Here is a 22,666-nt window from a genome sequence, read left to right on the forward strand (position 1 = left end):
TCCTCGGTTCCGGTCCCTTCCGCTCAGTCCCGGTCGGTGGCGGTGGCGGTGGCGGTGGCCACGGTCACCGCGGCGCCGGCCCCGGCGGCCTCGGCGGCGGCGACCTTCGCGGCCTCGGCGGCCGCGGTCTCCAGCTCCTCGGCCGGTACCAGCCCGGCCACCCGCGGCGGCTCGGCGGGCTCCAGCAGCCGGCTCGGCGCGCCGTCCACGCCCACCGGCAGGTCGCCGTCCAGGGTGATCCGGCGGACCAGGCGCGGCTCGTCGCCGTAGTCGTTGACGGCGTAGTGCTGGGTGGCGCGGTTGTCCCAGATCGCGACGTCCCCGACCTGCCAGTCCCAGCGCACGGTGTTCTCCAGCCGCTCCACGTAGCGCTGGAAGAGCGCGAGCAGGGCCCGGCTGTCGGCGCCGGAGACACCCTGGATCCGCTGGGCGAAGGCGCCGAGCAGGAGGTTCTTCTCGCCGGTCACCGGGTGGACCCGGACCACCGGGTGCTCGGTCTTGAAGGCGGTGGAGACGAAGACCTGCCGGAACAGGTTGGCGATCTCGGCGTTGTCCGCCAGCTCGGGGCGCAGGGCGAGGCTCGCCGCGTAGTCGTAGTCGTTGGTGTGCACGGCGCGCAGCGACTCGGCCAGCACCTTCAGCGGCTCCGGCAGGTCCTGGTACGCGGCGGCGGTGTTGGCCCACACGGTCGAGCCGCCGGCCGGCGGCAGCTCCAGCGCGCGGAGGATCGAGGCCTTGGGGTAGGAGGGGACGAAGGTGACGTCGGTGTGCCAGTTGTTGGCGCGCACGCCCTTGGTGGCGTCCAGCTCGAAGACGTAGCGGCCGTCCGCGCTGGGGACGGTGGGGTGGCCGACCGGGTGGCCGAGCAGGCGGGCGAAGGCCTCGTGCTCGGCGTCGTCCAGGTGCTGCTGGCCGCGGAAGAACAGCACCTTGTGCTCGTACAGGGCGGCCTCGATCGCGGCGACGGTCTCGGCGGGCAGCTCGCCGCCGAGGCGCACGTCGTGGACGATCGCGCCGATCCGGCCGGCGGCCGGGGTGAGGCGGAGTTCGGTGGTGGTGGCGGTGGACATGGCGGATCCTCGACTCTCGTACGGAGGTGGATGCGGTGAAGGCGGGTGTGGTGAGGCGGGCGCGGTGAGGCGGGTGCGCGGGCAGGGCCCGGCCGGCGTGGACGCGGGCGGGGCACGGCGGGGCGAGGTGCGACGCAGGGCGCACGGGTGCCGCGTCGAAGGAAGGACGGCCGGAGTGCGGCCGGGAGTCAGCGGGCGAGCGTCCCGCGACAACAACAGCGGCGGCGGGCCGGGGCGACACGGTGAACGGTGCGGGTGATCATCGGCCCTCCTTCCGCATTCTCGGGGTGCTGCGACTGGGCTCGGCGCTCATCGTGCTGAAGCCCGTGCATCCCTGTCAATCACCCGTTCCGCCTGCTGGGAACGGGTGTTGCGGCCGTATGACGCCGCGTTGCGGGAGGCTTTCGGGTGATGACGCGGCTGCTGCGAGGGCGTGTTCCCGCCTGTCGCGGGCGTGTCGGGAGGACTAACTCTCGCAGCGGAAGTAACCGTGGGCAGCCGAAGGGCCCGCCCGGAGTGTGTCCGGACGGGCCCGAGTGTTGCGAGGGGAGGGGCGCCGGTGGTGGGCCGCACGACGGTGCGACCCATCACCGGAGTGTTGCGGCGGCTCAGTAGAAGACGACGGAGAGCCGCGCCGGGCCCGTCTCGGTGGTGGTGTCACAGAAGTAGACGACGGCCTGGTGGTTGTTCACGTACGCCTGGCCGGCCGCGTGGCAGGAGGCGGCGGTCGGGTAGATGCCGATGTAGGTGTACGTGGTGGCCTGGGCGCTCGGGGCCGCGATCAGGGCGCTGCCCGCCATGATTCCGGCCACGGCCACGCTGGAGAAGGCCTTGCGAAGCGACATGAGTGGTCTTCCTCCCATTGGTGAGCGCCGGGGTCCGTGCCCCTGCGCTTCGCCGAGGAGCCTCCTCCGAATGCGGATGCCGGGCAATGGTCGAGACCAATTCCGACCGGAATCGATGTGGTGTTCCTGTGACGGCGCAGGTCACGGGCTCGCCTGAGGGGCTGACGATCATCTTCCGGACAGTTCTTGCACTGTCCGGCACCTGACAGACGGTCGTCGGCGGCTCCCCGTCGGTCCCTACGCCCCCAGCAGTCGGGCGAAGTCCAGGCCGAGGCTGCCGAGTACGGGGAGCGCACCGAGGTCGGTGACGGCGCCGACCGGGATGCTGTAGCCCTGGTTGACCTCCCGGGGCTTCGGCGCGGCGGCGGCCGGGCCGGTGAGGGCGCCGGCGAGCACGGCGGTGAGGGTGGCGAGCAGGGCGAAGGTGCGCAACGGGGCCTCCGAGGACACGGGATCGGGCGCCCTGCTGAACGTGCGGGGGAGTCGTGCGGTCACGCATCGTCCCTCCGTCGGCCGATCGGGTAAAGCATCCCCGCCTGTGTTCATGACAACATGTCAGATGTCTGTACCAGTTGTGGATGCTCTGCCTACTGTCCTTTCCAACCATCGAACTGGGAGGGCACACATGCGAGTTGTCCCGAACCTCCGGATCCTGGCGGGCGTTCCGCTGGCCGCCGCCGCGCTGGTCGCGCTCACCGCCGGCACCGCGAGCGCCGCGATACCGATCAACAAGCCCATGACCGGCAAGGCCACCTACTACAACGATGCGGGCTACGGCGCCTGCGGGACTCAGATCAATGCCGGCAGCCAGCTGCTGGTCGCCGTCTCGCACACCTGGTGGACCAGTGCCAACCCCAACAACGACCCGCTCTGCAAGGGCATCTCGGTCAAGGTCAGCTACCAGGGCAAGACCGTCACCGTGCCGGTCAGGGACAAGTGTCCGTCCTGCGACTCCACCCACATCGACCTCAGCCAGCCGGCCTTCGCCCGGTTCGCGCCCCTCGGTCAGGGCGTGATCAACGGCCTGACCTGGCAGTTCGTCAAGGCCGGACTCGCCGGTGAGAGCATCCCGCTCTCCGAGCCGGTCATTGGTTCGACCATCGGCTGAGCCGGAACCCCCGTCGCCCGCCCCCGCCGCGGCCCCCACTGTCGGCGGGTGCGGGCACAATCGGCACCGTCCACAGCCGGCGCGGCCAGTGCGGTCGGCACGACGACGGAGGAGCGGCGGACATGGCGCGGTACATCACGGTCACGGCGGCGATCACCATCGCCGAACCCCGCCTGCGGGCCTACCTGCGCTCGCCGCTCGCCCCGGCCTCCGCCTGGCCGGAGTCCGACTGGACCGGCCTCTGCACCCCCTGGCCCGACCGCGCCCTGTGCGGCCAGTACCTCGCCGAACTCCCGGCCGCCGTCGCCGAGTGCGACAGCTGGCTCGACGGCGACCACGCCGATCACCTCCTCGAACTGGCCGGGCGCGACGAACTCACCCTCCGCCACGACGGCGCCACCGGCGCCCTGGCGCTCGACCTCGACACCCGGGTCGACTTCGAACTCCCCGGCATGATCTGGGCGTTCACCGTCCTGCGCGGCCTGGCGGAGGTGATGGCCGAGGCCGACGGCGGACTCGTCGAACTCACCCCCGACTGGACCGGAGGCACCGTGCCGATGCTCCTGTCACCGGGGCGCTCCGTCTTCCTCGACCCGGCCCGCGACGCCGCCGCCCTCGCCCCCGCCCGCGACGCGGCCTTCGACGTGCGCTGCGCCGCCCCCGGACCCGAGCAGGACGAGCCGGCCGCCGGGCTCCTCGAACGCCTCCTCGCCTGACAGGGTGCAGCGAGCGGGCACCGGATTCTTCCAAGCTGGCGCTGGTTCGCACCCGGGCGGCAGGCGTAGCGTCCGGGAAACTGTCGGCGCGAGGTGGAGGTCGGGTTCCGTGGGATCCGGTGGCACGGGTGTGAACGGCACGGCCGGGAACAGCTCGGGCGTGAACGGCGGAGTGTCCTTCTGGTGGGGCAGGCTCGGGATGCCCGAGGCCCGGCCCGCACTGCCCGGCAATCGGGAGGTCGACGTCTGCGTGGTCGGCGGCGGCTACACCGGCCTGTGGACGGCCTACTACCTCAAGAAGGCCGACCCGGTCCTGCGGATCGCCGTCCTGGAACAGCGCTTCTGCGGCTACGGCGCCTCCGGGCGCAACGGCGGCTGGCTGTACAACGGCTTCGCCGGCCGCGGCGCCTTCGCCCGCCGGTACGGGCAGGAGCGCGCCGCCGCGATGCAGCGGGTGATGGACCGGGCCGTCGGCGAGGTCGCCGACACCCTCGCCGCCGAGCACATCGACGCCGACCTGGTGCGCGGCGGCGTCCTGGAGGTCGCCCGCACCCCCGCCCAGCTGGCCCGGCTGCGCGACTTCACCGAGGCCGAACGCGCCTACGGCGCCGACCGCGTCCAGGTGCTCGACGCGGAGGAGACCGCGCACCGCCTGAACGTCGCCGGGACCCTCGGCGGCGTCTGGAGCCCGTACGGCGCCCGCGTCCAGCCCGCCAAGCTCGCCGCCGGCCTCGCCGAGGCGGTCGAACGGCTCGGCGTCGAACTGTACGAGGGCACCCGGGTGACCGAGATCCGCGGCGGCCGCAAGGCCCGGGCCGTCACCCCGCACGGCACCGTCACCGCCCGCTACGTGCTGCGCGCCACCGAGGGCTTCACCTCGGGCCTCGCGGGCGAACGCCGCACCTGGCTGCCGATGAACTCGGCGATGATCGCCACCGAACCGCTCCCGGCCTCCTTCTGGGAGGAGACCGGCTGGGAGGGCCGCGAGGTGCTCGGCGACTTCGCCCACGCCTACATGTACGCGCAGCGCACCGCGGACGACCGGATCGCCCTCGGCGGGCGCGGCGTCCCCTACCGCTTCGGCTCCCGCACCGACACCGACGGCGCCACCCAGCCCGCGACCGTCCGCCAACTGCGCGAGATCCTGCACGAGTTCTTCCCCGCCGCCCGCACCGCCAGGATCGAGCACGCCTGGGCCGGGGTCCTCGGCGTGCCCCGCGACTGGTGCGCCACCGTCGACCTGGACCGCCGTACCGGCCTGGGCTGGGCCGGCGGCTACGTCGGCAGCGGCGTCACCACCACCAACCTGGCCGGCCGCACCCTGCGCGACCTCGTCCTCGGCCACGACACCGAACTCACCCGGCTGCCCTGGGTCGGCCACAGCGTCCGCCGCTGGGAACCCGAACCCCTCCGCTGGCTCGGCGTCCACGCCCTCTACGCCGCCTACCACACCGCCGACCGCCAGGAAGCGACCCGCCGCCCCCCCACCACCTCCCCCCTCGCCCGCCTCGCCGACACCATCGCCGGCAGGTAGCCGTGGTGGGCGTCGGGCCCCGGGAGCACCCGGGGCCCGACGCCCAACGGTCCTGCTACGGCAGGTAGACCTGCTGCCACTCCAAGGAGCTCATGGTGAGCGCGGCCTCGGCGAGTCGGCGGGCCGACTCCGTCTTGAGGCCCGCGAGGCTGCTGTCGATCCAGGGCTGCACGTTCCGGTAGCCCTGCTCCCGGTACTCGACGGCCTGGAGCAGGCATTCCAGTTTGTCGGCGTCGTGCGCGACGACGACCTCCGGGCTCGCGCCGTTCTCGTACTCCTCGACGATGCCCCGCACTCCCTCCGCGACGGCCGGGTGCGCGGCACTCACCTGGTCGGCGGTCACCCGCTCGTTCGAAGCGGCGGTGAGGTAGCGGCGGCCGATGTGGGGGATGTCGCCGACGCGGGTCTCCTGGGTGTCGTGGAACAGGCACATCAGCGCGACCTTGGCCGGATCGGCCCCCTCCATCATGGCGAGCACGGCACCGACGACGCCGGCCCGGAAGGAGTGCTCGGCGATCGTCTCCGGATCCTTCACCCCGGCGATCCACCACCCGGACCGCTTCGCCCGCTTGAGCATCCCCGCTTCGAGGAGATATCCCGCGGTGCCCTTGGCCTGCCTGTCGTCCGCCTGCGTCTCGTCCGTCATCGCCGTCCTCAGCCGAGTCTGATCACGTACCGGTGCAGTGACCGCCTACCCGCGGACCGCAGCGCGCAGACTCCAGCTCCCGCCGCGACTCCGAGGAGAGCGAGTCGCCGTCCAGCAACGGTCACCGTGTGCGCCAGTTCGCGTGAGACCTGAGGAGTCGTCAGCGAGCTGACGACCAACGCGGTGAAGACGGGCTGCCGACGTCGGATGCTCGTCACCGTTCGACAGGTCACCGCAGGCAGGATCCGGATCGCGGTCAGGGGCGGGTCATGGACGATGCCGCTGCTGATCCAGGCGGGTGAGGACGACGAGGGCCATCGTGGGTCGGCGCTCGTGCACCGGCTGACGTGTCGGCGGCGGGCGTGGTGGTGCTGTCGGCGTTGTTCGTGATCGCTCTGGGACGGGGCCGGGGTTGAGCGAGCGCGGTTGCCCCTGGCCGGCCGCGCGGCGCGGCCGGCCAGGGGGAGGGGCATGCTCAGGCGCCCACGTAGGAGGCCAGGTGTTGGGCGGTGAGCGTGGAGCGGGCGGCGACCAGCTCCGCCGGGGTGCCTTCGAAGACGATGCGGCCGCCGTCGTGGCCGGCGCCGGGGCCGAGGTCGATGATCCAGTCCGCGTGGGCCATCACGGCCTGGTGGTGCTCGACCACGATGACGGACTTGCCGGAGTCGACCAGGCGGTCCAGCAGGCCGAGCAGCTGTTCGACGTCGGCGAGGTGCAGGCCGGTGGTCGGCTCGTCGAGGACGTAGATGCCGCCCTTGTCGCCCATGTGGGTGGCCAGCTTGAGGCGCTGCCGCTCGCCGCCGGAGAGGGTGGTGAGGGGCTGGCCGAGGCTGACGTAGCCGAGGCCGACGTCGGCCAGGCGGGTGAGGATGCGGTGGGCGGCGGGGGTGCGGGCCTCGCCGGTGGCGAAGAAGGCCTCCGCCTCCGTCACCGGCATCGCCAGGACCTCGCTGATGTCCTTGCCGCCGAAGTGGTACTCCAGCACCGAGGCGTCGAAGCGCCGCCCCTCGCAGTCCTCGCAGGTGGTGGCCACGCCGGCCATCATCGCGAGGTCGGTGTAGACGACGCCGGCGCCGTTGCAGGTCGGGCAGGCGCCCTCGGAGTTCGGGCTGAACAGGGCCGGCTTCACCCCGTTGGCCTTCGCGAAGGCCTTCCGGATCGGCTCCAGCAGGCCGGTGTAGGTGGCCGGGTTGCTGCGCCGGGAGCCGCGGATCGGGCTCTGGTCGACCGACACCACGTCCTCACCGGGCGGCACCGAGCCGTGCACCAGGGAGCTCTTGCCGGAGCCGGCCACGCCGGTGACGACGACCAGGACGCCGAGCGGGATGTCCACGTCGACGTCGCGCAGGTTGTGGGCGGTGGCGCCGCGGATCGGCAGCTTGCCGGTCGGGGGGCGGACGGTGGCCTTCACCGCCGCCCGGTCGTCCAGATGACGGCCGGTCACCGTGCCGGCCGCGCGCAGGCCCGCCAGCGGCCCCTCGTAGCAGACCGTGCCGCCGGCCGAGCCCGCGCCCGGGCCGAGGTCCACCACATGGTCGGCGATCGCGATCACCTCGGGCTTGTGCTCCACCACCAGCACCGTGTTGCCCTTGTCCCGCAGTTGGAGCAGCAGGCCGTTCATCCGCTGGATGTCGTGCGGGTGCAGACCGGTGCTGGGCTCGTCGAAGACATAGGTGACGTCGGTGAGCGAGGAGCCGAGGTGGCGGATCATCTTGACCCGTTGCGCCTCGCCGCCCGAGAGGGTGCCGGCCGGCCGCTCCAGTGAGAGGTAGCCGAGGCCGATCTCCACGAAGGAGTCCAGGGTCTGCCGGAGCGCGGTCAGCAGCGGCGCCACCGAGGGCTCGTCCAGGCCGCGCACCCACTCCGCGAGGTCGCTGATCTGCATCGCGCAGGCGTCGGCGATGCTGATGCCGCCGATCTTCGACGAGCGGGCGGCCGCCGTGAGCCGGGTGCCCTCGCAGTCGGGGCAGGCGGTGAAGGTGACCGCGCGGTCCACGAACGCCCGGATGTGCGGCTGCATCGCCTCCCGGTCCTTGGCCAGCATGGACTTCTGGACCTTGGGGATCAGCCCCTCGTAGGTGAGGTTGATGCCGTTGACCTTCACCTTGGTCGGCTCGCGGTGCAGGAAGTCCTGCAGCTCCTGCTCGCTGTAGTCGCGGATCGGCTTGTCCGGGTCGAGGAAACCGGAGCCGGCGTAGATCCGCGTCATCCAGCCGTCGCCGGTGAAGCCGGGGACGGTGATCGCGCCCTCCGAGAGCGACTTGGAGTCGTCGTAGAGCTGGGTGAGGTCGATGTCCGAGACCGAGCCCCGGCCCTCGCAGCGCGGGCACATGCCGCCGGTGATACTGAAGCTGCGCTTCTCCTTGACGGTCTTTCCGGCGCGCTCGACGGTGACCGCGCCGGCCCCGCTGATCGAGGCGACGTTGAAGGAGAAGGCCTTGGCCGAGCCGATGTGCGGCTGCCCCAGCCGGCTGAACAGGATCCGCAGCATCGCGTTGGTGTCGGTGGCGGTGCCGACGGTGGAGCGCGGGTCGGCGCCCATCCGCTGCTGGTCGACGATGATCGCGGTGGTCAGGCCGTCGAGCACGTCCACGTCGGGCCGGGCCACGGACGGCATGAAGCCCTGGACGAAGGCGCTGTAGGTCTCGTTGATCAGCCGCTGCGACTCGGCGGCGACGGTGTCGAACACCAGGGAGCTCTTGCCCGAGCCGGAGACGCCCGTGAACACCGTGAGCCGGCGCTTGGGGATCTCGATACTGACGTCCTTCAGGTTGTTCTCCCGCGCCCCGTGCACGCGGATCAGGTCGTGGCTGTCGGCGGCGTGCGGCTCGGATGCCTGCGCGCCGGTGCTCATGGCCGTGCTCATCGTGTCTCCGGTTCCTCTGGCGATGCCCTCGGTTCCGATCCAACCACCCGGGTACGACAACCGGTGTTCAGGGACTAGGCCGGTCGGCGCCCGTGCGCTGGCGGTGTGCGGGGGCGGGCCGCACGGTGGTGGCGGGAGCAGGACAGCGGGACCAGGACAGCGGGAGCCGGACAGTCGGAGCCGGACAGCGGGAGGCGGCCAGGTGCGGGCGAGGCGGGCATGGCGGGTGTGGCGGGCTGCGGCGGGTGCGGCCGCCCTCGTGCTGGGGATCGGCGCGGCCCCGGCCGCGGCCGCCGGGCTGCGGCCCACCTGGACGGTGGCCGTGGTCGACCAGGCCTCCCGGCGGGTGCTCGTGCTCGGCGCGGAGCGGCCGGCCGCGCTGTCCCTGCCCGGTGGGCCGGACCGCCGGACGGTGCTCTGGTCGTGGTCCGCGGACACCGCCCCCGACCTGGCCGACCTCGCCCCGGGCCGGACCTGGGCGCTGCCGGACGAGGCCAAGAGCCGGGTCCGGCACGGCCGTCGCTACCTCGTCACCACCGCGTCCGGCGGTCTGGCGGCCGTCGTCGACACCACGACCGGCGCCACCGCCTGGGCGGTCGACACCGGGTCGGCCAACCCGCACAGCGCGGAACTGCTCCCGGACGGCAATGTCGCCGTCGCCGCCTCGGGCGGTGGCTGGGTCCGGCTGTACGCGGCCTCGCTGGGGCCGCGCAGCACCGCGTACGCCGAGTACCGGCTGCCGGGCGCGCACGGCGTCCAGTGGGACGCGCGCACCCGGCGGCTCTGGGCGCTCGGCGACGACACCCTGACGGCGCTTCGGGTGGGCGGCACGTCGGCCGCGCCGACGCTCACCGCCGAACGGTCGGTGCCGCTGCCCGAGCACGGCGGCCACGACCTGGCCCCGGTGCTCGCCTCGCCGGGCCGGTTCTGGGTGAGCACGGCGGCGCACCTGTGGCGGTTCGACCCGCCGACGGACCGCTTCACCCGGATCCGGTTGGCGGACGAACGGGCCGAGCGGGACATCAAGAGTGTGGGCGACGAGCCCGGTACCGGGCGGCTGCTCACGGCCGCCCCGGACCACGCGGGCCCGTGCACCTGGTGCACCTCGGTGCTCACCCTGCACCGCCCGGACGGCGTCCGGTACCTGCCCGGCGCCCAGCTCTACAAGGCGCGCTGGTGGACCAGTTGGGGGAGCGGGGCATGACCGGCCGGCCTGGGGCCCCGGACGGGGGGAGGGGCCGAACGGGGTGGCATTCGGTGGATGCGGCTGATTTTATGCAACGTCAAACTACTCCAATGGTGGTCAGTTTCCGCTCCTGTTCCGAATACCTCCCCGTAGCGCCCCGGGCTGGGATAGCGTCCATGGCGCCGGGGGGAACACGAACCCGCTCGCCGGGTTCGCACATCCAGAAATGCCGTAACCGTTTAGGGAGAGAACTGTGCGCAATTTCGTTTCCGAATCCAGGTCCGAGAACGTCGACGAACTGCGGCTGGCGGTCGACTCGCTCGCGGCCTTCCCGGCCGGCGGGTCGGCCGGCGGGTCGGACGTCCCCGAGCGCCTGGCGGCGGTGGCCGAGCTGTGCCGGGCGGTCGACGGCGTGCTCGACAGCCTGGTCGTCCAGGCCGCCGCCGAGGCCGCCGAGGAGGGTTGGACCGCCGCTCGGATGGCCTCCGAACACGCCGTCTACTACGCGCGGTTGCAGCGGGCGCTGCTGCCCACCGGTGTCGCGGCCGAACACCGGTGAGCGCGGCACGGAACCACGAGGCGGACGCCAACGCGCACGTCCTGGCCTGCCCCACCCGGTGGAGCGACGTCGATGAGAACGGGCACATCAACAACGCCCGGCTGGTCTCCTACGTGCAGGAGGGAATTTACGACCTCTTCTGCCACCACTCGACCGCGGTACAGGAATCCCTATTCCCGTCGGGATTCCTGATCGCGCGGCACGAGATCGATTATCTGGAGCAGCTGCACCACCGGCCGGAGCCATTGCTGGTGCGGCTGACGGTGGAACGGCTCGGACGCAGTTCCGCGCATGTTGTGGTGAATGTGTGTCGTGACCCGCACACCTTTATGCGGGCGCGGACCGTGGTGGTCGCCCGGGACGAGGCCTCCGGCCGCTCCCGCACGCTCAGCCCGTCGGAGCGGCGGTTCCTCTCCGGTTTCCTGGCCGACGAGGTGGCTGTCGCGGTGCCGCCCCGGCCGGGAGTGAAGTCCCCGCGCGGGGCCCTGGTCGCCGCCTCCGCCGGACACCACCAGCCGCGCCGGCGCCTGCCCGGCCTGAGCGTGCTGACCCGGAGTGTCCCCGTGGGCTCGTACCGGCACCGCGCGCGCTGACCCCTCGGGAGGCCGGGCCGGCCGACGCCCGGCACAGGAAGTCGACTGGGGCTTCTTCCTGTGCGGGGGCGGACGGACTGGCGGGCGGGCAGGCGGAGTGGCGGACGCACGGACGGGCGAGCGGACGGACGGATGTGGCGACGGCCGGAAGGACCGGGCGGCGCGTCAGCCGACGGTCGCGCGGTGGAGCTCCGCGCCCGGGCCGTCGAGCCGGACCGGGACGGTGCTGGGCGGCAGGTAGGCGGAGCCGCCCCGGGCGAGGCGCAGGGCCGAGCCGTCGGGGGCGGACAGCCGGGCCTCGCCGGCGGTGCACAGCAGGATCTGCGGGGCGTCCGCGCGGTCGATCCGCACGCCGGTGTCGGCGAGGCGGAGCCGGGAGAGGCGGAACTCGGCCGCGAGGGAGGGGAAGCAGACCTCCGAGGGATCGCCGCCGGCCATGGGCCGGGCGGTCAGTACGGCCGGTTCGACGGCCTCGAAGACGGTCACCGCGAGCAGGCCCGGAACATCGATGTGCTTGGCGGTCAGACCGCAGCGCAGCACGTTGTCCGAGTTGGCCATCAGCTCGACGCCCAGGCCGCGGAGGTAGGCGTGCGGCACGCCGGCGTCCAGGTGCAGGGCCTGGCCGGCCCGCAGTCGGACGTGGTTCAGCAGCAGCGCGGCGAGCAGGCCCGGGTCGCCGGGGTAGTCGCGGGCGGCGCGGGCGTAGGCCGCACAGGCGGCGGCGAAGGGGCCGTCGGACGCCGCGACCCGGTCCAGTGCGGCGGTGACCTCCGTGAGCACGGCGGCACCGCCCGGGCCACCCGTGCCACCGCCGCCGAGGGCCTGCCGGAGCAGGTCGGGCAGCACCGCCGCGGCGGGCCGCGCGCGCAGCGCCGAGGCCCAGCCGGCCAGTGCGGGGACCGCCAGCCGGTCCAGCAGCGCGGCCGTGGCGGCGGTCGGGCGGAAGCCGCACAGGGCCTCGAAGTCGCCCAGCGCGCACAGGAGTTCAGGCTTGTGGTCGCGGTCCTTGTACACCCGCTCCGGGGCGTCCGACGGCACCCCGAGCGCTTCCTCGGCGGCGAACCCGGCTTCGGCCTGCGCCCGGGTCGGGTGGACCTGGAGGGACAGCGCCCGTTCGGCGGCCAGCACCTTGAACAGGAACGGCAGCCGGGGGCCGAACCGCCGGACGGTGGCCGCGCCGAGCAGCTCCTCCGGGGACTCGGCGATCAGCCGGTCCAGCGGGCGCGGCCCGTGCCCGTCGTCGAGCACGGACGGCGCGGACGGGTGGGCGCCCAGCCACAGTTCGGCCTGCGGCCCGCCGGTGGGCGCGGTACCGGTCAGCGCCGGGATCGCGGTGACGGAGCCCCAGGCGTACGGGCGCACCGGGTTGGTGAGCGGGGCGAACAGCGGCATGCGGACGGTCTCCCGGGGGTGGTGGCACGGGCAGGGGCGAGGGGCGGGAGCCCGGTGCTCAGCGGCAGAGCGCGGCGGCGCCGATCAGCCCGGCGTCGTTCCCCAGCTCGGCCTGTCGCACGTCCAGCCCGCGCACGTACGGGAGTGCCGCGTAGCGGTCCAGGTGCCGGGCGAGCGGCTCGAACAGCACCGGACCGGCCGCCGCCACCCCGCCGCCGACCACCACCCGTCGCAGGTCGACCAGGGTGGCGGTGGCGGCGATCCCGGCCGCCAGCGCCTGCGCCGCGCGGTCGAAGGCGGCCAGTGCCACCGGGTGCCCGGCCAGCGCGTCCTCGGCCACCGCGCGCGCCGAGCGGTCCGCACCCCGGGGCTCCCAGCCCTCGGTGAGCGCTCGGCGGGCGATGGCGGTGCCGCTGGCGATGTTCTCCAGGCAGCCGTACGAGCCGCACGGGCACCGCTCGCCGTCCAGGTCCACGGTGATGTGGCCGAGGTGGCCGGCGTTGCCGCTCGGCCCGGGGTGCACCGCGCCGTTCAGCACCAGGCCCGCGCCGACCCCGGTGGAGACCACCAGGCAGAGCGCGTTCCCCGCGCCCCGGGCGGCGCCGCGCCAGTGCTCGGCGGCGGCCATCGCGACCCCGTCCCCGGCCAGCGCCACCGGGCGGCCGGCCACGGCGGGGTGGGCGGCGACCTCGGCGGTGAGCGGGAACTCCCGCCAGCCGGGGATGTTGACCGGGCTGACCGTGCCGCCGACGAGGTCCACCGGTCCGGCGCTGCCGATGCCGACGGCGGTGACCGCCGCCCATTCGGGCGCGGCGGCGAGGTGGTCCAGCACCCGGTGCACCACGGCCAGCACCTCGGCGCCGGACTCCTTCGCCGGGGTCGGCAGCTGGACGCGGTGGGCGAGCGTCCCGGCGGAGTCGACGAGCGCCCCGGCGATCTTGGTGCCGCCGATGTCGACAGCCGCGTACAGGGGGCCGGCGAACAGCGGGGCGGTGGACGGCGAGGGCGCGGTCATGGCGGAGGGCTCCGGAGGGGTGGACGCACAGACGGACGGGCATCCGGCCCGCCGCCCCCGGAGGACCGGGGCGGCGGGCCGGACAGGACGGACAGGGCGAGCAGGGTGAGCAGGACGAGCAGGACGACAGGGACAGCAAACAGGATCAGCGCGCCGGCGTCAGCCGCAGGGTCACCAGTTCGAACGGCCGCAGCGCCAGCCGCACCCCGTCGCCGTCCGCCACGACCTCGCCGCGGGTGCCCTCCCACGGCCGCTCCAGCAGGTCGCAGGGCACCGCGGCGACCAGTGCGAAGGAGGTCGCCAGCCGCCCCCGGGCCCGGCCGCCGGCGGACTCGTAGACCCGCACCACCAGGTCCCCGCTGCCGTCGTCGGCCAGCTTGACGGCGCTCACCACCAGCGCGTCCTGGTCCAGCGAGACCAGCGGTCGCACCGCCTCCGCCGAACCGGTCACCCGGCGCTCGGGCAGGCCCACCGCGTAGCCCTCGCGGACCGCGTCGCCGATCTCCGCGCCCGGCACCAGCGCGTGCCGGAACCGGTGCCGGCCCTGGTCGGTGCGCGGGTCGGGGAAGCGCGGCGCGCGCAGCAGCGAGAACCGGACCGTGGTGCTGGTGCCGCCGTCGTCCGCGCGCACCGCCCGGGTCACGTCGTGCCCGTAGGTCGAGGGGGTGACCAGCGCGACGCCCCAGCCCGGCTCGGCCAGGTGCACGAAGCGGTGGTTGCAGGCCTCGAACTTGGCCGCGTCCCAGCTGGTGTTGGTGTGGGTGGGCCGGAACTGGTGGCCGAACTGGGTCTCGGCCGCGTACCGCTCGGTGTGCACGTCCAGCGGGAACGCGAGCTTCAGGAACTTCTCCGCCTCGTGCCAGTCCACCTCGGTGTCGATGTCCAGCCGGCCCGAGCCCGCGCGCAGGGTCAGCGTCTGGGTCACCGTGGAGGAGCCGAACGAGCGGGCGACCCGCACCGCGACCTCCGCCGGGTCCTCGGTGTGCACCGCGACCTCGTCGGCCCCGACCAGGTCGGTGACGGTGTTCCGGTAGAACTGGTCGACGTCCCAGGCGTCCCACATGTTCGGGAAGTCGGGGTGCAGTTGGAGCAGGTTCGCCCGGGCGCCCGGGGCGACGGCCTCCCGGCCGCTCGCCGCGTCCACCGCCGACACCACCAGGCCGTCGCCGTCCACCACGACCCGCAGCAGCCCGTTGTCGAGCACGAAGCCGCCGCCCTCGCGCGCGGTCACCGCGCAGTCGCCCGGACCGGCCACCGCCACCGCCGCGCCGCCCGCCGGCACCGCCGAACGCCCGTGCGGGGCGCCGTTGAACACCAGCTCGCGCCCGCCCGCCGGATCGCCCGCCAGGGCCTGCTGGGCGGTGCCGATCAGCTCCTCCAGCTCGGCCGCCAGTCCCGCGTACGTGGCCTCCGCCTCCCGGTGCACCCAGGCGATCGAGGAGCCCGGCAGGATGTCGTGGAACTGGTGCAGCAGCACGGTCTTCCAGATCCGGTCCAGCCGCTCGTACGGGTAGGCCATCCCGGTGCGCAACGCGGCCGTGGCGCACCAGAGTTCGGCCTCCCGCAGCAGGTTCTCGCTGTGCCGGTTGCCCTGCTTGGTCCGGGCCTGGCTGGTCAGCGTGGCCCGGTGCAGCTCCAGGTACAGCTCGCCCACCCAGACCGGCGGACTCGGGTACTCGGCCTCGGCCTCGGCGAAGAACTCGGCCGGCCGCTGCCAGCGCACCGTGGCGGAGCCCTCCAGGTCGCGCAGCCGGGCGGCCTTGCCGACCATCTCGCGGGTGGTGCCGCCACCGCCGTCGCCCCATCCGGTCGGCGCCAGCGAGTGCCGGGCCACCCCCTTGTCCTTGAAGTTCCGTGCCGCGTGGGCGATCTCGGAGCCCTTCATGGAGCAGTTGTAGGTGTCCACGGGCGGGAAGTGGGTGAAGATCCGGGTGCCGTCGATGCCCTCCCAGAGGAAGGTGTGGTGCGGGAACCTGTTGACCTGGCTCCACGAGATCTTCTGGGTCAGCAGCCACTTGGAGCCCGCGTTGCGGATGATCTGCGGCAGGCCGCCGGTGAAGCCGAAGGTGTCCGGCAGCCAGGCCTCTTCGTTCTCGACCCCGAACTCGGCCAGGAAGAACCGCTTGCCGTGCACGAACTGGCGGGCCATCGCCTCCGAGGACGGCATGTTGGTGTCCGACTCCACCCACATGCCGCCGGCCGGGACGAAGCGGCCGTCCGCCACCGCCTTCTTCACCCGGGCGTACACCTCCGGGCGGTGCTCCTTGATCCAGGCGAACTGCTGCGCCTGGGACATGGTGTAGAGGAAGTCCGGCTCGTCCTCCAGCAGCGCGGTCATATTGGCGGCGGTCCGGGCGACCTTGCGGACCGTCTCCCGCAGCGGCCACAGCCAGGCCGAGTCGATGTGCGCGTGGCCGATCGCGCCGATCCGGTGCGCGGACGGCGCGGCGGGCGCGGCCAGCACCTCGACCAGGCAGGAACGGGCCGCCGCCGCCGTGCCGTTGACGTCCTGGAGGTCGATCGCGTCGAGGGCCCGCTCGACCGCGCGCAGCAGCTCCCAGCGGCGCGCGCCGTCGGCCGGCAGCTCGGCCATCAGCTCGCCGAGCACCTCCAGGTCCAGCACCAGCTGCCACACCGTCTCGTCGAAGACCGCGAGGTCCATCCGCGCCAGCCGGTACTGCGGCTTGTCCCCGGCGGTCTCCCTGTCGCCCAACTCGGTGGGCAGGAAGGGGTGGTAGTCCAGGATGACCGGGTTGGCGGCGGCCTCGACATGCAGCAGCACCGGCTCGCCGCCGGCCGCCGGGGCGGCGATCCGTACCCACTGGTTCTGCGGATTGAGGCCCTTCACCGGGGTGCCGTCCGGGCGGTACACCAGGCCCTCGCACTGGAAGCCGGGCATATTGGCGTCGAAGCCGAGGTCGATCAGCGCCTCGACGGTCCGCCCGGCCCAGGCCTCGGGCACCGTCCCGGCCACGGTGAGCCAACTGGTGCTCCACGGCGCGCCCCAGGCGTCCCCGACCGCGATCGGCGAGCGCGGCGCGGCCAGGCCCTCGGCGACCGGGACGGGCTCGCCGGGCGCGGTCCAGACCGTGACGGTCAGCGGGACGGACTCGGGGTACACCGCCGGGCGGATGCGCTCCTCCAGGACGCGCTTGAGGCGGGCTTCGACGAGGGTGCGGTCATCGTGCATGTCAGCGGACTCCGTTGGGCGACTGGGCGAGGGGGAGGGAGGGTCGGCTCGGTTCGTCCGGGTGGACGAGTTCGGTGATGCCCCGGGCGGCGAGGTGGGCGGTGTCCCCGGCGCGCTCGGCCAGGACCGCGGTCGGCCGGGCGCCGTCCGCGGCCAGCCGCATGAAGGTCTCGAACACGGCGCCGCCGGGACCGCAGACCGAGCGGCCCGGCGCGGTCACCTCGTCCCCGGCGGCGACCACCACGGCGGTGCGGCGCGGCGCGGGCGCCCGCCAGTCGGCGCGCGCGGCGGCGACGGCCTCGGCCAGCCGCTCCCCGGCCGGCTTGACCCGCCGGTCGTTGGTCAGCAGGCCGAGGCTGTACTCCAGCTCGGGGAAGTCCGCCAGCGAGCGGTCCACGTCGTGCGAGCACCACCAGGTGACGCCCCACAGGTCGGGGCAGTCCAGTACCGCGGCGACGGTCGCGCCGGTGAACCGGGCGGCGTCCGCGGCGGTGATGTGCGGGGCCGGGGCGCCGACCTCCTGGAGCCAGACCGGGCGGTGCGGGTCCCCGGCCCAGGCCTTGGACAGCTCCACCAGGTAGGCGGCGTGCTGGTCGCTCGCGGTGGAACGGGCGCCGTAGCGCTGCGCCGTGCCGTTGAACACCCAGGAGTGCACGGCGGTGGCCGCGCCGATCCGGGCCGAGTGCCAGGGGGTGAACGGGTGCCCGTCGAGGTACCAGGCGGCGTCGTAGGAGGCGTGCAGGTGCAGCCGGCCGGGGGCGCCCCGCTCGCAGGCGTCGACCATCCGGCGCAGCCAGGCCTCGGCCTGCTCGGGGGTGGCCCGGTGCGGGTCGGGGTGCGGCTCGCCGGAGAACTGGTTGACCTCGTTGCCGACCGTCATGCCGAGGAAGTTGGGCCGTTCGGCGAGGGCGGCGGCGAGGGTGCGCAGATAGGCGGCCTGGCCGTCGACCACGTCCGGGTCGGTGAACATGTTCCGGCGGTGCCAGGACCGGATCCAGGCCGGTTCGAAGTCGAAGCTGGACAGGTGGCCCTGGAGGCCGTCCACGGCGACGTCGAGCCCGCGCTCCCCGGCCGCGTCCACCAGCGCCACGAGCTGCTCGACGGCGCGCGGGCGGATCAGCGTCCGGTTGGGCTGGAACAGCGGCCAGAGCGGGAACACCCGGACGTGGTCGAGGCCGAGCGCGGCGATCGAGTCGAGGTCGGCGCGGACGGCGTCGAGGTCGAAGTCGAGCCAGTGGTGGAACCAGCCGGCGGTGGGCGTGTAGTTGACGCCGAAGCGCGGGGCGGTGGTCCGCGGAGCGGTGGTCATGGTCGGTGGCTCCCTGGGAGGAGGAACGGCGGTGCGTCCGGTGCGGTCCGGTGGGGTCGTCCGGTGCGGTCGTCCGGTGCGGGTTCAGCCCTTCACGGCACCCTCCTCCACTCCCTTGAAGAAGAAGCGCTGGCACACCGCGAACACCACCACGATCGGCAGGAAGGCGATCATGGTGCCGGCCGCGATCAGCCGGGGGTTGGCGCTGAAGGTGCCGTTGAGGTACTGGAGACCCACCGTGAGGGTGTACTTCTGCGGGTCGTTGAGCACGATCAGCGGCCAGAGGAAGTCGTCCCAGGCGCCGATGAAGGTGAAGATCACGATCACGCTGAGCATGCCGCGCACGTTCGGCAGGCCGATGTGCCAGAGCCGTTGGCGGACATTGGCGCCGTCCACCAGCGCCGCCTGCTCCAGCTCGGGCGGGACGGCGGCGAAGGCGGTGCGCATCAGCAGCACATTGAGCATGGAGAGCGCGCCGGGCAGGGCCACGCCGGTCAGGGTGTCGGCCAGGCCGAGGCTGCGCACGGTGACGTACTGGGACACCACGGTGGCCTCGCCGGGCAGGACCAGGGTGGCCAGCAGCAGACCGAACACCAGTCGGACGCCGCGGAAGCGCAGCTTGGCGAGGGCGTAGCCGGCCAGGGTGCAGCCGACCACGTTGCCGAAGATCGCGATGGCGGCGACGACCAGCGAGTTGGCGGCGTACGTCCAGACCGGGATGGTGTCGGCGACCTTGAGGTAGTTGTCGACGGTGGGGTGGTCCGGGAGGAAGTGCGGGGTGGCGGACCAGACGTCCTCTGTCGGACCCTTGAGGGAGGTGGAGAGCTGCCACAGGAACGGCCCGACGACCAGCAGCAGGACGAGCAGGAGCAGCAGGTAGCGCAGTGCGGTCTCGGCGGGGGAGGGGGTGTTGAAGCTGCGGGAGCGCCTCACGGGTCAGGCCGCCTTCCGGTTGAGGCGCGTCAGCAGCAGCATCGGGCCGAGGGTGATCAGGAACAGCAGCAGGCTGAGCGCCGAGGCGTAGCCGAGGTGGCCGGTGAAGCCGCGGCTGTACATCTGGATCAGCATCACCACCGACATGTCCCGGCCGCCCGGGCCGCCAGTGCCGTTGGAGAGCACGTACAGCTCGGAGAACACCCGCAGCGAGGAGACCGAGATGAGCACCGAGACCAGCACCATGGTGGGCCGCACCCCCGGCAGGGTGACGTGCAGGAAGCGGCGCAGTGTGCCCGCGCCGTCGACGGCGGCGGCCTCGTGCAGCTCCCGGCCGACATTGGCCAGCGCCGACAGGTAGATGACCATGTAGTAGCCGAGGCCCTTCCAGGTGGTCAGGGCGATCGCGCTGAGCAGCAGCAGCCAGCGGTCGGTGAGGAAGGGGACCGGCGAGTCGGCGAGGCCGGTCTGCCGCAGGACGCCGTTGATCAGCCCCCGGTCGTTCAGCGCCCAGCCCCAGATCAGGGCGACCACGACGGCGGAGGCGACGACGGGGGTGTAGAAGGCGGTGCGGAAGAAGGTGATGCCGGGCAGTCTGCGCTGGACCAGCAGGGCCAGCAGCAGCGGCAGCACGGTCAGCAGCGGCAGGCAGATCAGCAGGTAGATCACGGAGTTGAGCAGGGCGTCGGCCAACTGGTCGTCGCTGAAGGCGCGTTGGTAGTTTTCGAGGCCGGTGAACCGCCCGCCGCCCAGCGGCTTGGCGTTGGTGAACGACAGGATCACCGTGTTGGCGGCGGGCCAGAGGTTGAAGACGGCCAGCCAGATCAGTGCGGGCCCGGCGAGCAGCCAGGGGGTGAACCAGCGCCGGTGGGTCATGCCGTGCCTTCCTGGGGCGGGGGTCGCGGGTCGTTCCCGGCGGGCGGCGGCTCCCCGGGGGCGGGGCCGCCGCCCACCGGCGCGCGGGCGGTCAGGGCCTCGAAGGAGAGGGCCTAGCCCTTGAGGAGCTGGTTGCACCGCTCGACGGCGGTGTCCAGGGCCTGCTTGGAGCTGGTGTCGCCGCTGATCGCGAGGGTGAACTGCTGCTTGACGATGGTGCTCATCGCGTCGTCCACCTGGACCGGCTGGAGCATCTTCGCCTTGGCCAGCGAGGTGAAGGCGACGACCTTGGCGTCGCCGGCGTTGCTGCCGTCCGACTTGCTGAACAGCGGGTCGTTCGCGGAGGCCTTGGTGGAGGGGAAGATGCTGGTCAGCCGGGAGAAGGCGGCCTGGTTCTCCGGGCTGGTGACCCAGCGGGCCAGGGCCACCGCGGCGGCCGGGTTCTTGGTGTTCTTGGGCACGGACACGCCCTGGACGTAGAGCGGCGGGGTGCCCATCGACGGGGAGGAGACGATCTTCGGGGCGAGGGTGGGGTTGTCGGTGGCGACGGTGGTGATGAAGTTGGCCCCGGCGGTCGTCCAGGCCGCGGTGCCGGCCGTGAAGAGCTTGGAGTTGCCGGCGTAGGTGTCGGTGAGGACGTCGTTCGGCAGCAGCCCCTCCTTGAACGCGGCGCGGTACTTGTCCAGTACGGCCGCGGCCTCGGGGGTGTTGAAGGTGAACGACTTTCCGTCCTCGGCCATTACCTCGACGCCCGCGTCGACCAGGTCGCCGAGGCCGGGCTTGCGGCTCATCAGGTAGGCCGAGCCGCCGGCCTTCTCCTTGAAGGTCCGGGCCTGGGCGATGAGTTCGTCCAGGGTGGTGGGGAGCTTCTTCGGGTCCAGGCCGTACTTGGTCAGCAGCTCGGAGTTCCAGTAGTTGACGTCGGTGTTGAGGTACCAGGGGTAGCCGAAGGTGCCGCCCAGGCCCGCGAACCGGTAGGCGTCGAGGCCGCCGGCCACGTACTCCTCGGGGAGCTTCGGGTCGGCCTTGGCGACGTCCAGCAGCAGGCCCTGCTTCGCCAGCGGGAGGGCGAAGTCCGGTGGGAGGTTGACGACATCGGGCAGGGTGCCGGCGGCGGCCTGGCTGAGCACCTTGTCGGAGTAGCCGTCGCCGGGCTGGTCCAGCCAGTCGACCTCGACGCCCGGGTACTTCTGCTTGAAGCCGTCGATCACGCCCTGCACATAGGCGGCGAACTTCGGCTTCAGCGCCCAGGTCTGGAGCGAGACCTTGCCCTTGACCTCGCCGGTGGCGGCGGCGCTCGCCGCGCTGTCACTGCTGCCGGAGGTGCCGTCGGAGCCGAGTCCGCAGCCTGTGGCCAGGGTCGCGGTGAGCACCGCCGTCGTCACTGCCGCCCGGATTCTACGCATGAGGGTTCTCCCGTGGTGGGTGGGGGAGGGGGATGCATCGGGGATTGCGCGCGGTTTCGGAACCTGTCTTACTAAACCGGTCTAGCTGTTGCAGGGACTATGCTCCGGCCTAAACTTGGCTGTCAAGAGAGGAGTCGGAACCCGTGGGCAGACCGACCATCGCCGACATCGCCCGCCGGGCGGGCGTCTCCAAGGGCGCGGTGTCCTTCGCGCTCAACGGCCGCCCGGGGGTGAGCGAGGCGACCAGGGCCCGGATCCTCCAGGTCGCCGAGGAGATGAACTGGCGGCCGCACAGCGCCGCCCGCGCCCTCGGCGGGGCCAGGGCGGACGCGGTCGGCCTGGTGATCGCCCGCCCGGCCAGGACCATCGGCGTCGAGCCGTTCTTCAGCCAGCTGCTCTCGGGCCTCCAGGCGGTGCTGTCCGCGCACTCCGTCGCCCTGCACCTGATGGTGGTCGAGGACACCGCGGCCGAGATCGAGGTCTACCGCCGCTGGACCTCCGAGCACCGGGTCGACGGCTTCATCGTGGTCGACCTCCAGTTGCGCGACCCCAGGCTCGCCGTGCTGGACGCGCTCGGCCTGCCCGCGGTCGTGCTCGGCGGCCCGGGCAAGGGCGCCGGGCCGCTGCGGATCTGGGCCGACGACCGCGAGGCGATGCTCTCCATCGTCGACTACCTGGCCGCCATCGGGCACCGGCGGATCGCCCACCTGGCCGGGCTGCCGCACTTCCAGCACACCCAGCGGCGGATCCGCGCACTGCGCGACGCCTCCCGCCGGCTCGGGTTGGAGGAGGCGCTCTCGGTGCCGACCGACTTCAGCGACGCGGAGGGCGCCGCCGCCACCCGCACCCTGCTCTCCCGGCCGCGGCGGCCCACCGCGATCGTCTACGACAGCGACGTGATGGCGGTGGCCGGTCTCGGCGTGGCGGGGGAGATGGGCGTCGCGGTGCCCGGGGAGCTGTCCATCGTCTCCTTCGACGACTCGGTGCTCGCCCGGATCGTGCACCCGCCGCTCACCGCGCTGAGCCGGGACACCTTCGCGCTCGGCGAGCAGGTGGCGCGCAGCCTGCTCGCGGTGATCGACGACGCCGGGCCCGGCCGTGACCTGCAGATGCCGACCCCGCGGCTGACCGTGCGCGAGTCCACCTCGCCGCCGGCCGGCGGTTCACCGGCGGGTGTGAACTCCACCGGCACCGTTGACAGTGCCCCTGAACCGGTTTAGCCTCGCTGGCGCCGAGCGGGCCCCGCTCGGCGCACCACCGTGGGCCGGAGCCCGGCGAGGCGCCACGGCCGGCCGGCCCGTTCGCACCCGGGCCCGCACCGGTTCCACCGCGCCCGCGCGCCGCACCCGGCCCGGAGTCCGCACCTCCCGCACGCATGCACCCCTCGCACCCGTAAGCGCCGTACCCGTACATGCCGTACCC

General features: G+C 73.2%; 19 protein-coding genes. 7 read left to right on the forward strand and 12 right to left on the reverse strand.

The genetic code is table 11. The features are described from left to right. Positions 1–23: 23 nt before the first annotated feature. The 3 genes from ADK60_RS39745 to ADK60_RS39755 all read right to left on the reverse strand — a co-directional run bounded on the left by ADK60_RS39745 (position 24) and on the right by ADK60_RS39755 (position 2,410). Complete coding sequence (locus ADK60_RS39745; RefSeq protein ID WP_079009080.1) at positions 24–1,070, reverse strand: TauD/TfdA dioxygenase family protein; 1,047 nt, start codon at positions 1,068–1,070, stop codon at positions 24–26. A 608-nt stretch (positions 1,071–1,678) separates the two neighbouring features. Continuing rightward, a complete protein-coding gene (locus ADK60_RS39750; protein ID WP_053651822.1) occupies positions 1,679–1,915 on the reverse strand; it encodes a hypothetical protein in 237 nt (78 codons plus the stop codon). A 237-nt stretch (positions 1,916–2,152) separates the two neighbouring features. Beyond that, positions 2,153–2,410 (reverse strand): hypothetical protein, encoded by a 258-nt coding sequence (locus ADK60_RS39755; protein ID WP_159400768.1) that lies wholly within the window; start codon positions 2,408–2,410, stop codon positions 2,153–2,155. Between the two features lie 130 nt (positions 2,411–2,540). Here ADK60_RS39755 and ADK60_RS39760 point away from each other — a divergent pair, with 130 nt between their 5' ends. From ADK60_RS39760 to ADK60_RS39770, 3 genes are all read left to right on the forward strand, one after another. After that, positions 2,541–3,023 (forward strand): cysteine/serine endopeptidase inhibitor, encoded by a 483-nt coding sequence (locus ADK60_RS39760; protein ID WP_053651827.1) that lies wholly within the window; start codon positions 2,541–2,543, stop codon positions 3,021–3,023. Between the two features lie 122 nt (positions 3,024–3,145). Beyond that, complete coding sequence (locus tag ADK60_RS39765; protein ID WP_053651829.1) at positions 3,146–3,739, forward strand: hypothetical protein; 594 nt, start codon at positions 3,146–3,148, stop codon at positions 3,737–3,739. 199 nt (positions 3,740–3,938) lie between these two features. Beyond that, positions 3,939–5,273: an NAD(P)/FAD-dependent oxidoreductase gene (locus tag ADK60_RS39770; protein WP_053651850.1), complete on the forward strand. Its 1,335-nt coding sequence runs from the start codon at positions 3,939–3,941 to the stop codon at positions 5,271–5,273. A gap of 55 nt (positions 5,274–5,328) precedes the next feature. On the opposite strand, the gene ADK60_RS39775 is transcribed toward ADK60_RS39770, so the two are convergent. Both ADK60_RS39775 and ADK60_RS39780 read right to left on the reverse strand, forming a co-directional pair. Beyond that, complete coding sequence (locus ADK60_RS39775; protein ID WP_053651831.1) at positions 5,329–5,919, reverse strand: HD domain-containing protein; 591 nt, start codon at positions 5,917–5,919, stop codon at positions 5,329–5,331. Positions 5,920–6,394: 475 nt separating this feature from the next. Continuing rightward, the gene (locus ADK60_RS39780; RefSeq protein ID WP_053651833.1) at positions 6,395–8,785 is read right to left on the reverse strand and encodes an ATP-binding cassette domain-containing protein; all 2,391 of its coding nucleotides are present in this window, start codon (positions 8,783–8,785) and stop codon (positions 6,395–6,397) included. A gap of 259 nt (positions 8,786–9,044) precedes the next feature. On the opposite strand from ADK60_RS39780, the gene ADK60_RS39785 reads away from it, so the two are divergent. The 3 genes from ADK60_RS39785 to ADK60_RS39795 all read left to right on the forward strand — a co-directional run bounded on the left by ADK60_RS39785 (position 9,045) and on the right by ADK60_RS39795 (position 11,123). Next, entirely contained in the window at positions 9,045–9,989 is a 945-nt protein-coding gene (locus ADK60_RS39785; protein ID WP_199839867.1) for a DUF6528 family protein, read from the forward strand. A gap of 235 nt (positions 9,990–10,224) precedes the next feature. After that, positions 10,225–10,530, forward strand: coding sequence for a hypothetical protein (locus tag ADK60_RS45475; protein ID WP_045943274.1), 306 nt, complete (start codon positions 10,225–10,227; stop codon positions 10,528–10,530). Further along, complete coding sequence (locus ADK60_RS39795; RefSeq protein WP_052709513.1) at positions 10,527–11,123, forward strand: acyl-CoA thioesterase; 597 nt, start codon at positions 10,527–10,529, stop codon at positions 11,121–11,123. Before ADK60_RS45475 ends, ADK60_RS39795 begins: the two co-directional genes overlap by 4 nt. A 165-nt stretch (positions 11,124–11,288) precedes the next feature. On the opposite strand, the gene manA is transcribed toward ADK60_RS39795, so the two are convergent. The 7 genes from manA to ADK60_RS39830 all read right to left on the reverse strand — a co-directional run bounded on the left by manA (position 11,289) and on the right by ADK60_RS39830 (position 21,244). Beyond that, positions 11,289–12,515: a mannose-6-phosphate isomerase, class I gene (gene manA, locus ADK60_RS39800; RefSeq protein ID WP_053651837.1), complete on the reverse strand. Its 1,227-nt coding sequence runs from the start codon at positions 12,513–12,515 to the stop codon at positions 11,289–11,291. Between the two features lie 58 nt (positions 12,516–12,573). Continuing rightward, positions 12,574–13,530, reverse strand: coding sequence for an ROK family protein (locus ADK60_RS39805; RefSeq protein ID WP_053651839.1), 957 nt, complete (start codon positions 13,528–13,530; stop codon positions 12,574–12,576). A 145-nt stretch (positions 13,531–13,675) separates the two neighbouring features. Then, positions 13,676–16,720 (reverse strand): alpha-mannosidase, encoded by a 3,045-nt coding sequence (locus ADK60_RS39810; RefSeq protein WP_053651841.1) that lies wholly within the window; start codon positions 16,718–16,720, stop codon positions 13,676–13,678. A 1-nt stretch (position 16,721) separates the two neighbouring features. Continuing rightward, positions 16,722–18,029 (reverse strand): glycoside hydrolase 5 family protein, encoded by a 1,308-nt coding sequence (locus tag ADK60_RS39815; protein WP_053651843.1) that lies wholly within the window; start codon positions 18,027–18,029, stop codon positions 16,722–16,724. Positions 18,030–18,113: 84 nt separating this feature from the next. Then, positions 18,114–18,962: a carbohydrate ABC transporter permease gene (locus ADK60_RS39820; RefSeq protein ID WP_045943279.1), complete on the reverse strand. Its 849-nt coding sequence runs from the start codon at positions 18,960–18,962 to the stop codon at positions 18,114–18,116. Positions 18,963–18,965: 3 nt separating this feature from the next. Then, the gene (locus ADK60_RS39825) at positions 18,966–19,838 is read right to left on the reverse strand and encodes a carbohydrate ABC transporter permease (protein WP_053651844.1); all 873 of its coding nucleotides are present in this window, start codon (positions 19,836–19,838) and stop codon (positions 18,966–18,968) included. A gap of 113 nt (positions 19,839–19,951) precedes the next feature. Continuing rightward, a complete protein-coding gene (locus ADK60_RS39830; RefSeq protein WP_053651846.1) occupies positions 19,952–21,244 on the reverse strand; it encodes an ABC transporter substrate-binding protein in 1,293 nt (430 codons plus the stop codon). A 143-nt stretch (positions 21,245–21,387) separates the two neighbouring features. Between ADK60_RS39830 and ADK60_RS39835 the strand changes: the two genes are divergently transcribed. Next, the gene (locus ADK60_RS39835; RefSeq protein ID WP_078897000.1) at positions 21,388–22,464 is read left to right on the forward strand and encodes a LacI family DNA-binding transcriptional regulator; all 1,077 of its coding nucleotides are present in this window, start codon (positions 21,388–21,390) and stop codon (positions 22,462–22,464) included. Positions 22,465–22,666 lie beyond the last annotated feature (202 nt).

The sequence above is a fragment of the Streptomyces sp. XY431 genome (assembly GCF_001279805.1).
Lineage (GTDB): Bacteria > Actinomycetota > Actinomycetes > Streptomycetales > Streptomycetaceae > Kitasatospora > Kitasatospora purpeofusca.

Coding starts and splice junctions, on each gene's coding strand:
- ADK60_RS39745 (WP_079009080.1), bottom strand. CDS start 1,070: ATGTCCACCGCCACCACCACCGAACTCCGCCTCACCCCGGCCGCCGGC.
- ADK60_RS39750 (WP_053651822.1), bottom strand. CDS start 1,915: ATGTCGCTTCGCAAGGCCTTCTCCAGCGTGGCCGTGGCCGGAATCATG.
- ADK60_RS39760 (WP_053651827.1), top strand. CDS start 2,541: ATGCGAGTTGTCCCGAACCTCCGGATCCTGGCGGGCGTTCCGCTGGCC.
- ADK60_RS39765 (WP_053651829.1), top strand. CDS start 3,146: ATGGCGCGGTACATCACGGTCACGGCGGCGATCACCATCGCCGAACCC.
- ADK60_RS39770 (WP_053651850.1), top strand. CDS start 3,939: ATGCCCGAGGCCCGGCCCGCACTGCCCGGCAATCGGGAGGTCGACGTC.
- ADK60_RS39775 (WP_053651831.1), bottom strand. CDS start 5,919: ATGACGGACGAGACGCAGGCGGACGACAGGCAGGCCAAGGGCACCGCG.
- ADK60_RS39780 (WP_053651833.1), bottom strand. CDS start 8,785: ATGAGCACGGCCATGAGCACCGGCGCGCAGGCATCCGAGCCGCACGCC.
- manA (WP_053651837.1), bottom strand. CDS start 12,515: ATGCCGCTGTTCGCCCCGCTCACCAACCCGGTGCGCCCGTACGCCTGG.
- ADK60_RS39805 (WP_053651839.1), bottom strand. CDS start 13,530: ATGACCGCGCCCTCGCCGTCCACCGCCCCGCTGTTCGCCGGCCCCCTG.
- ADK60_RS39810 (WP_053651841.1), bottom strand. CDS start 16,720: ATGCACGATGACCGCACCCTCGTCGAAGCCCGCCTCAAGCGCGTCCTG.
- ADK60_RS39815 (WP_053651843.1), bottom strand. CDS start 18,029: ATGACCACCGCTCCGCGGACCACCGCCCCGCGCTTCGGCGTCAACTAC.
- ADK60_RS39825 (WP_053651844.1), bottom strand. CDS start 19,838: ATGACCCACCGGCGCTGGTTCACCCCCTGGCTGCTCGCCGGGCCCGCA.
- ADK60_RS39830 (WP_053651846.1), bottom strand. CDS start 21,244: ATGCGTAGAATCCGGGCGGCAGTGACGACGGCGGTGCTCACCGCGACC.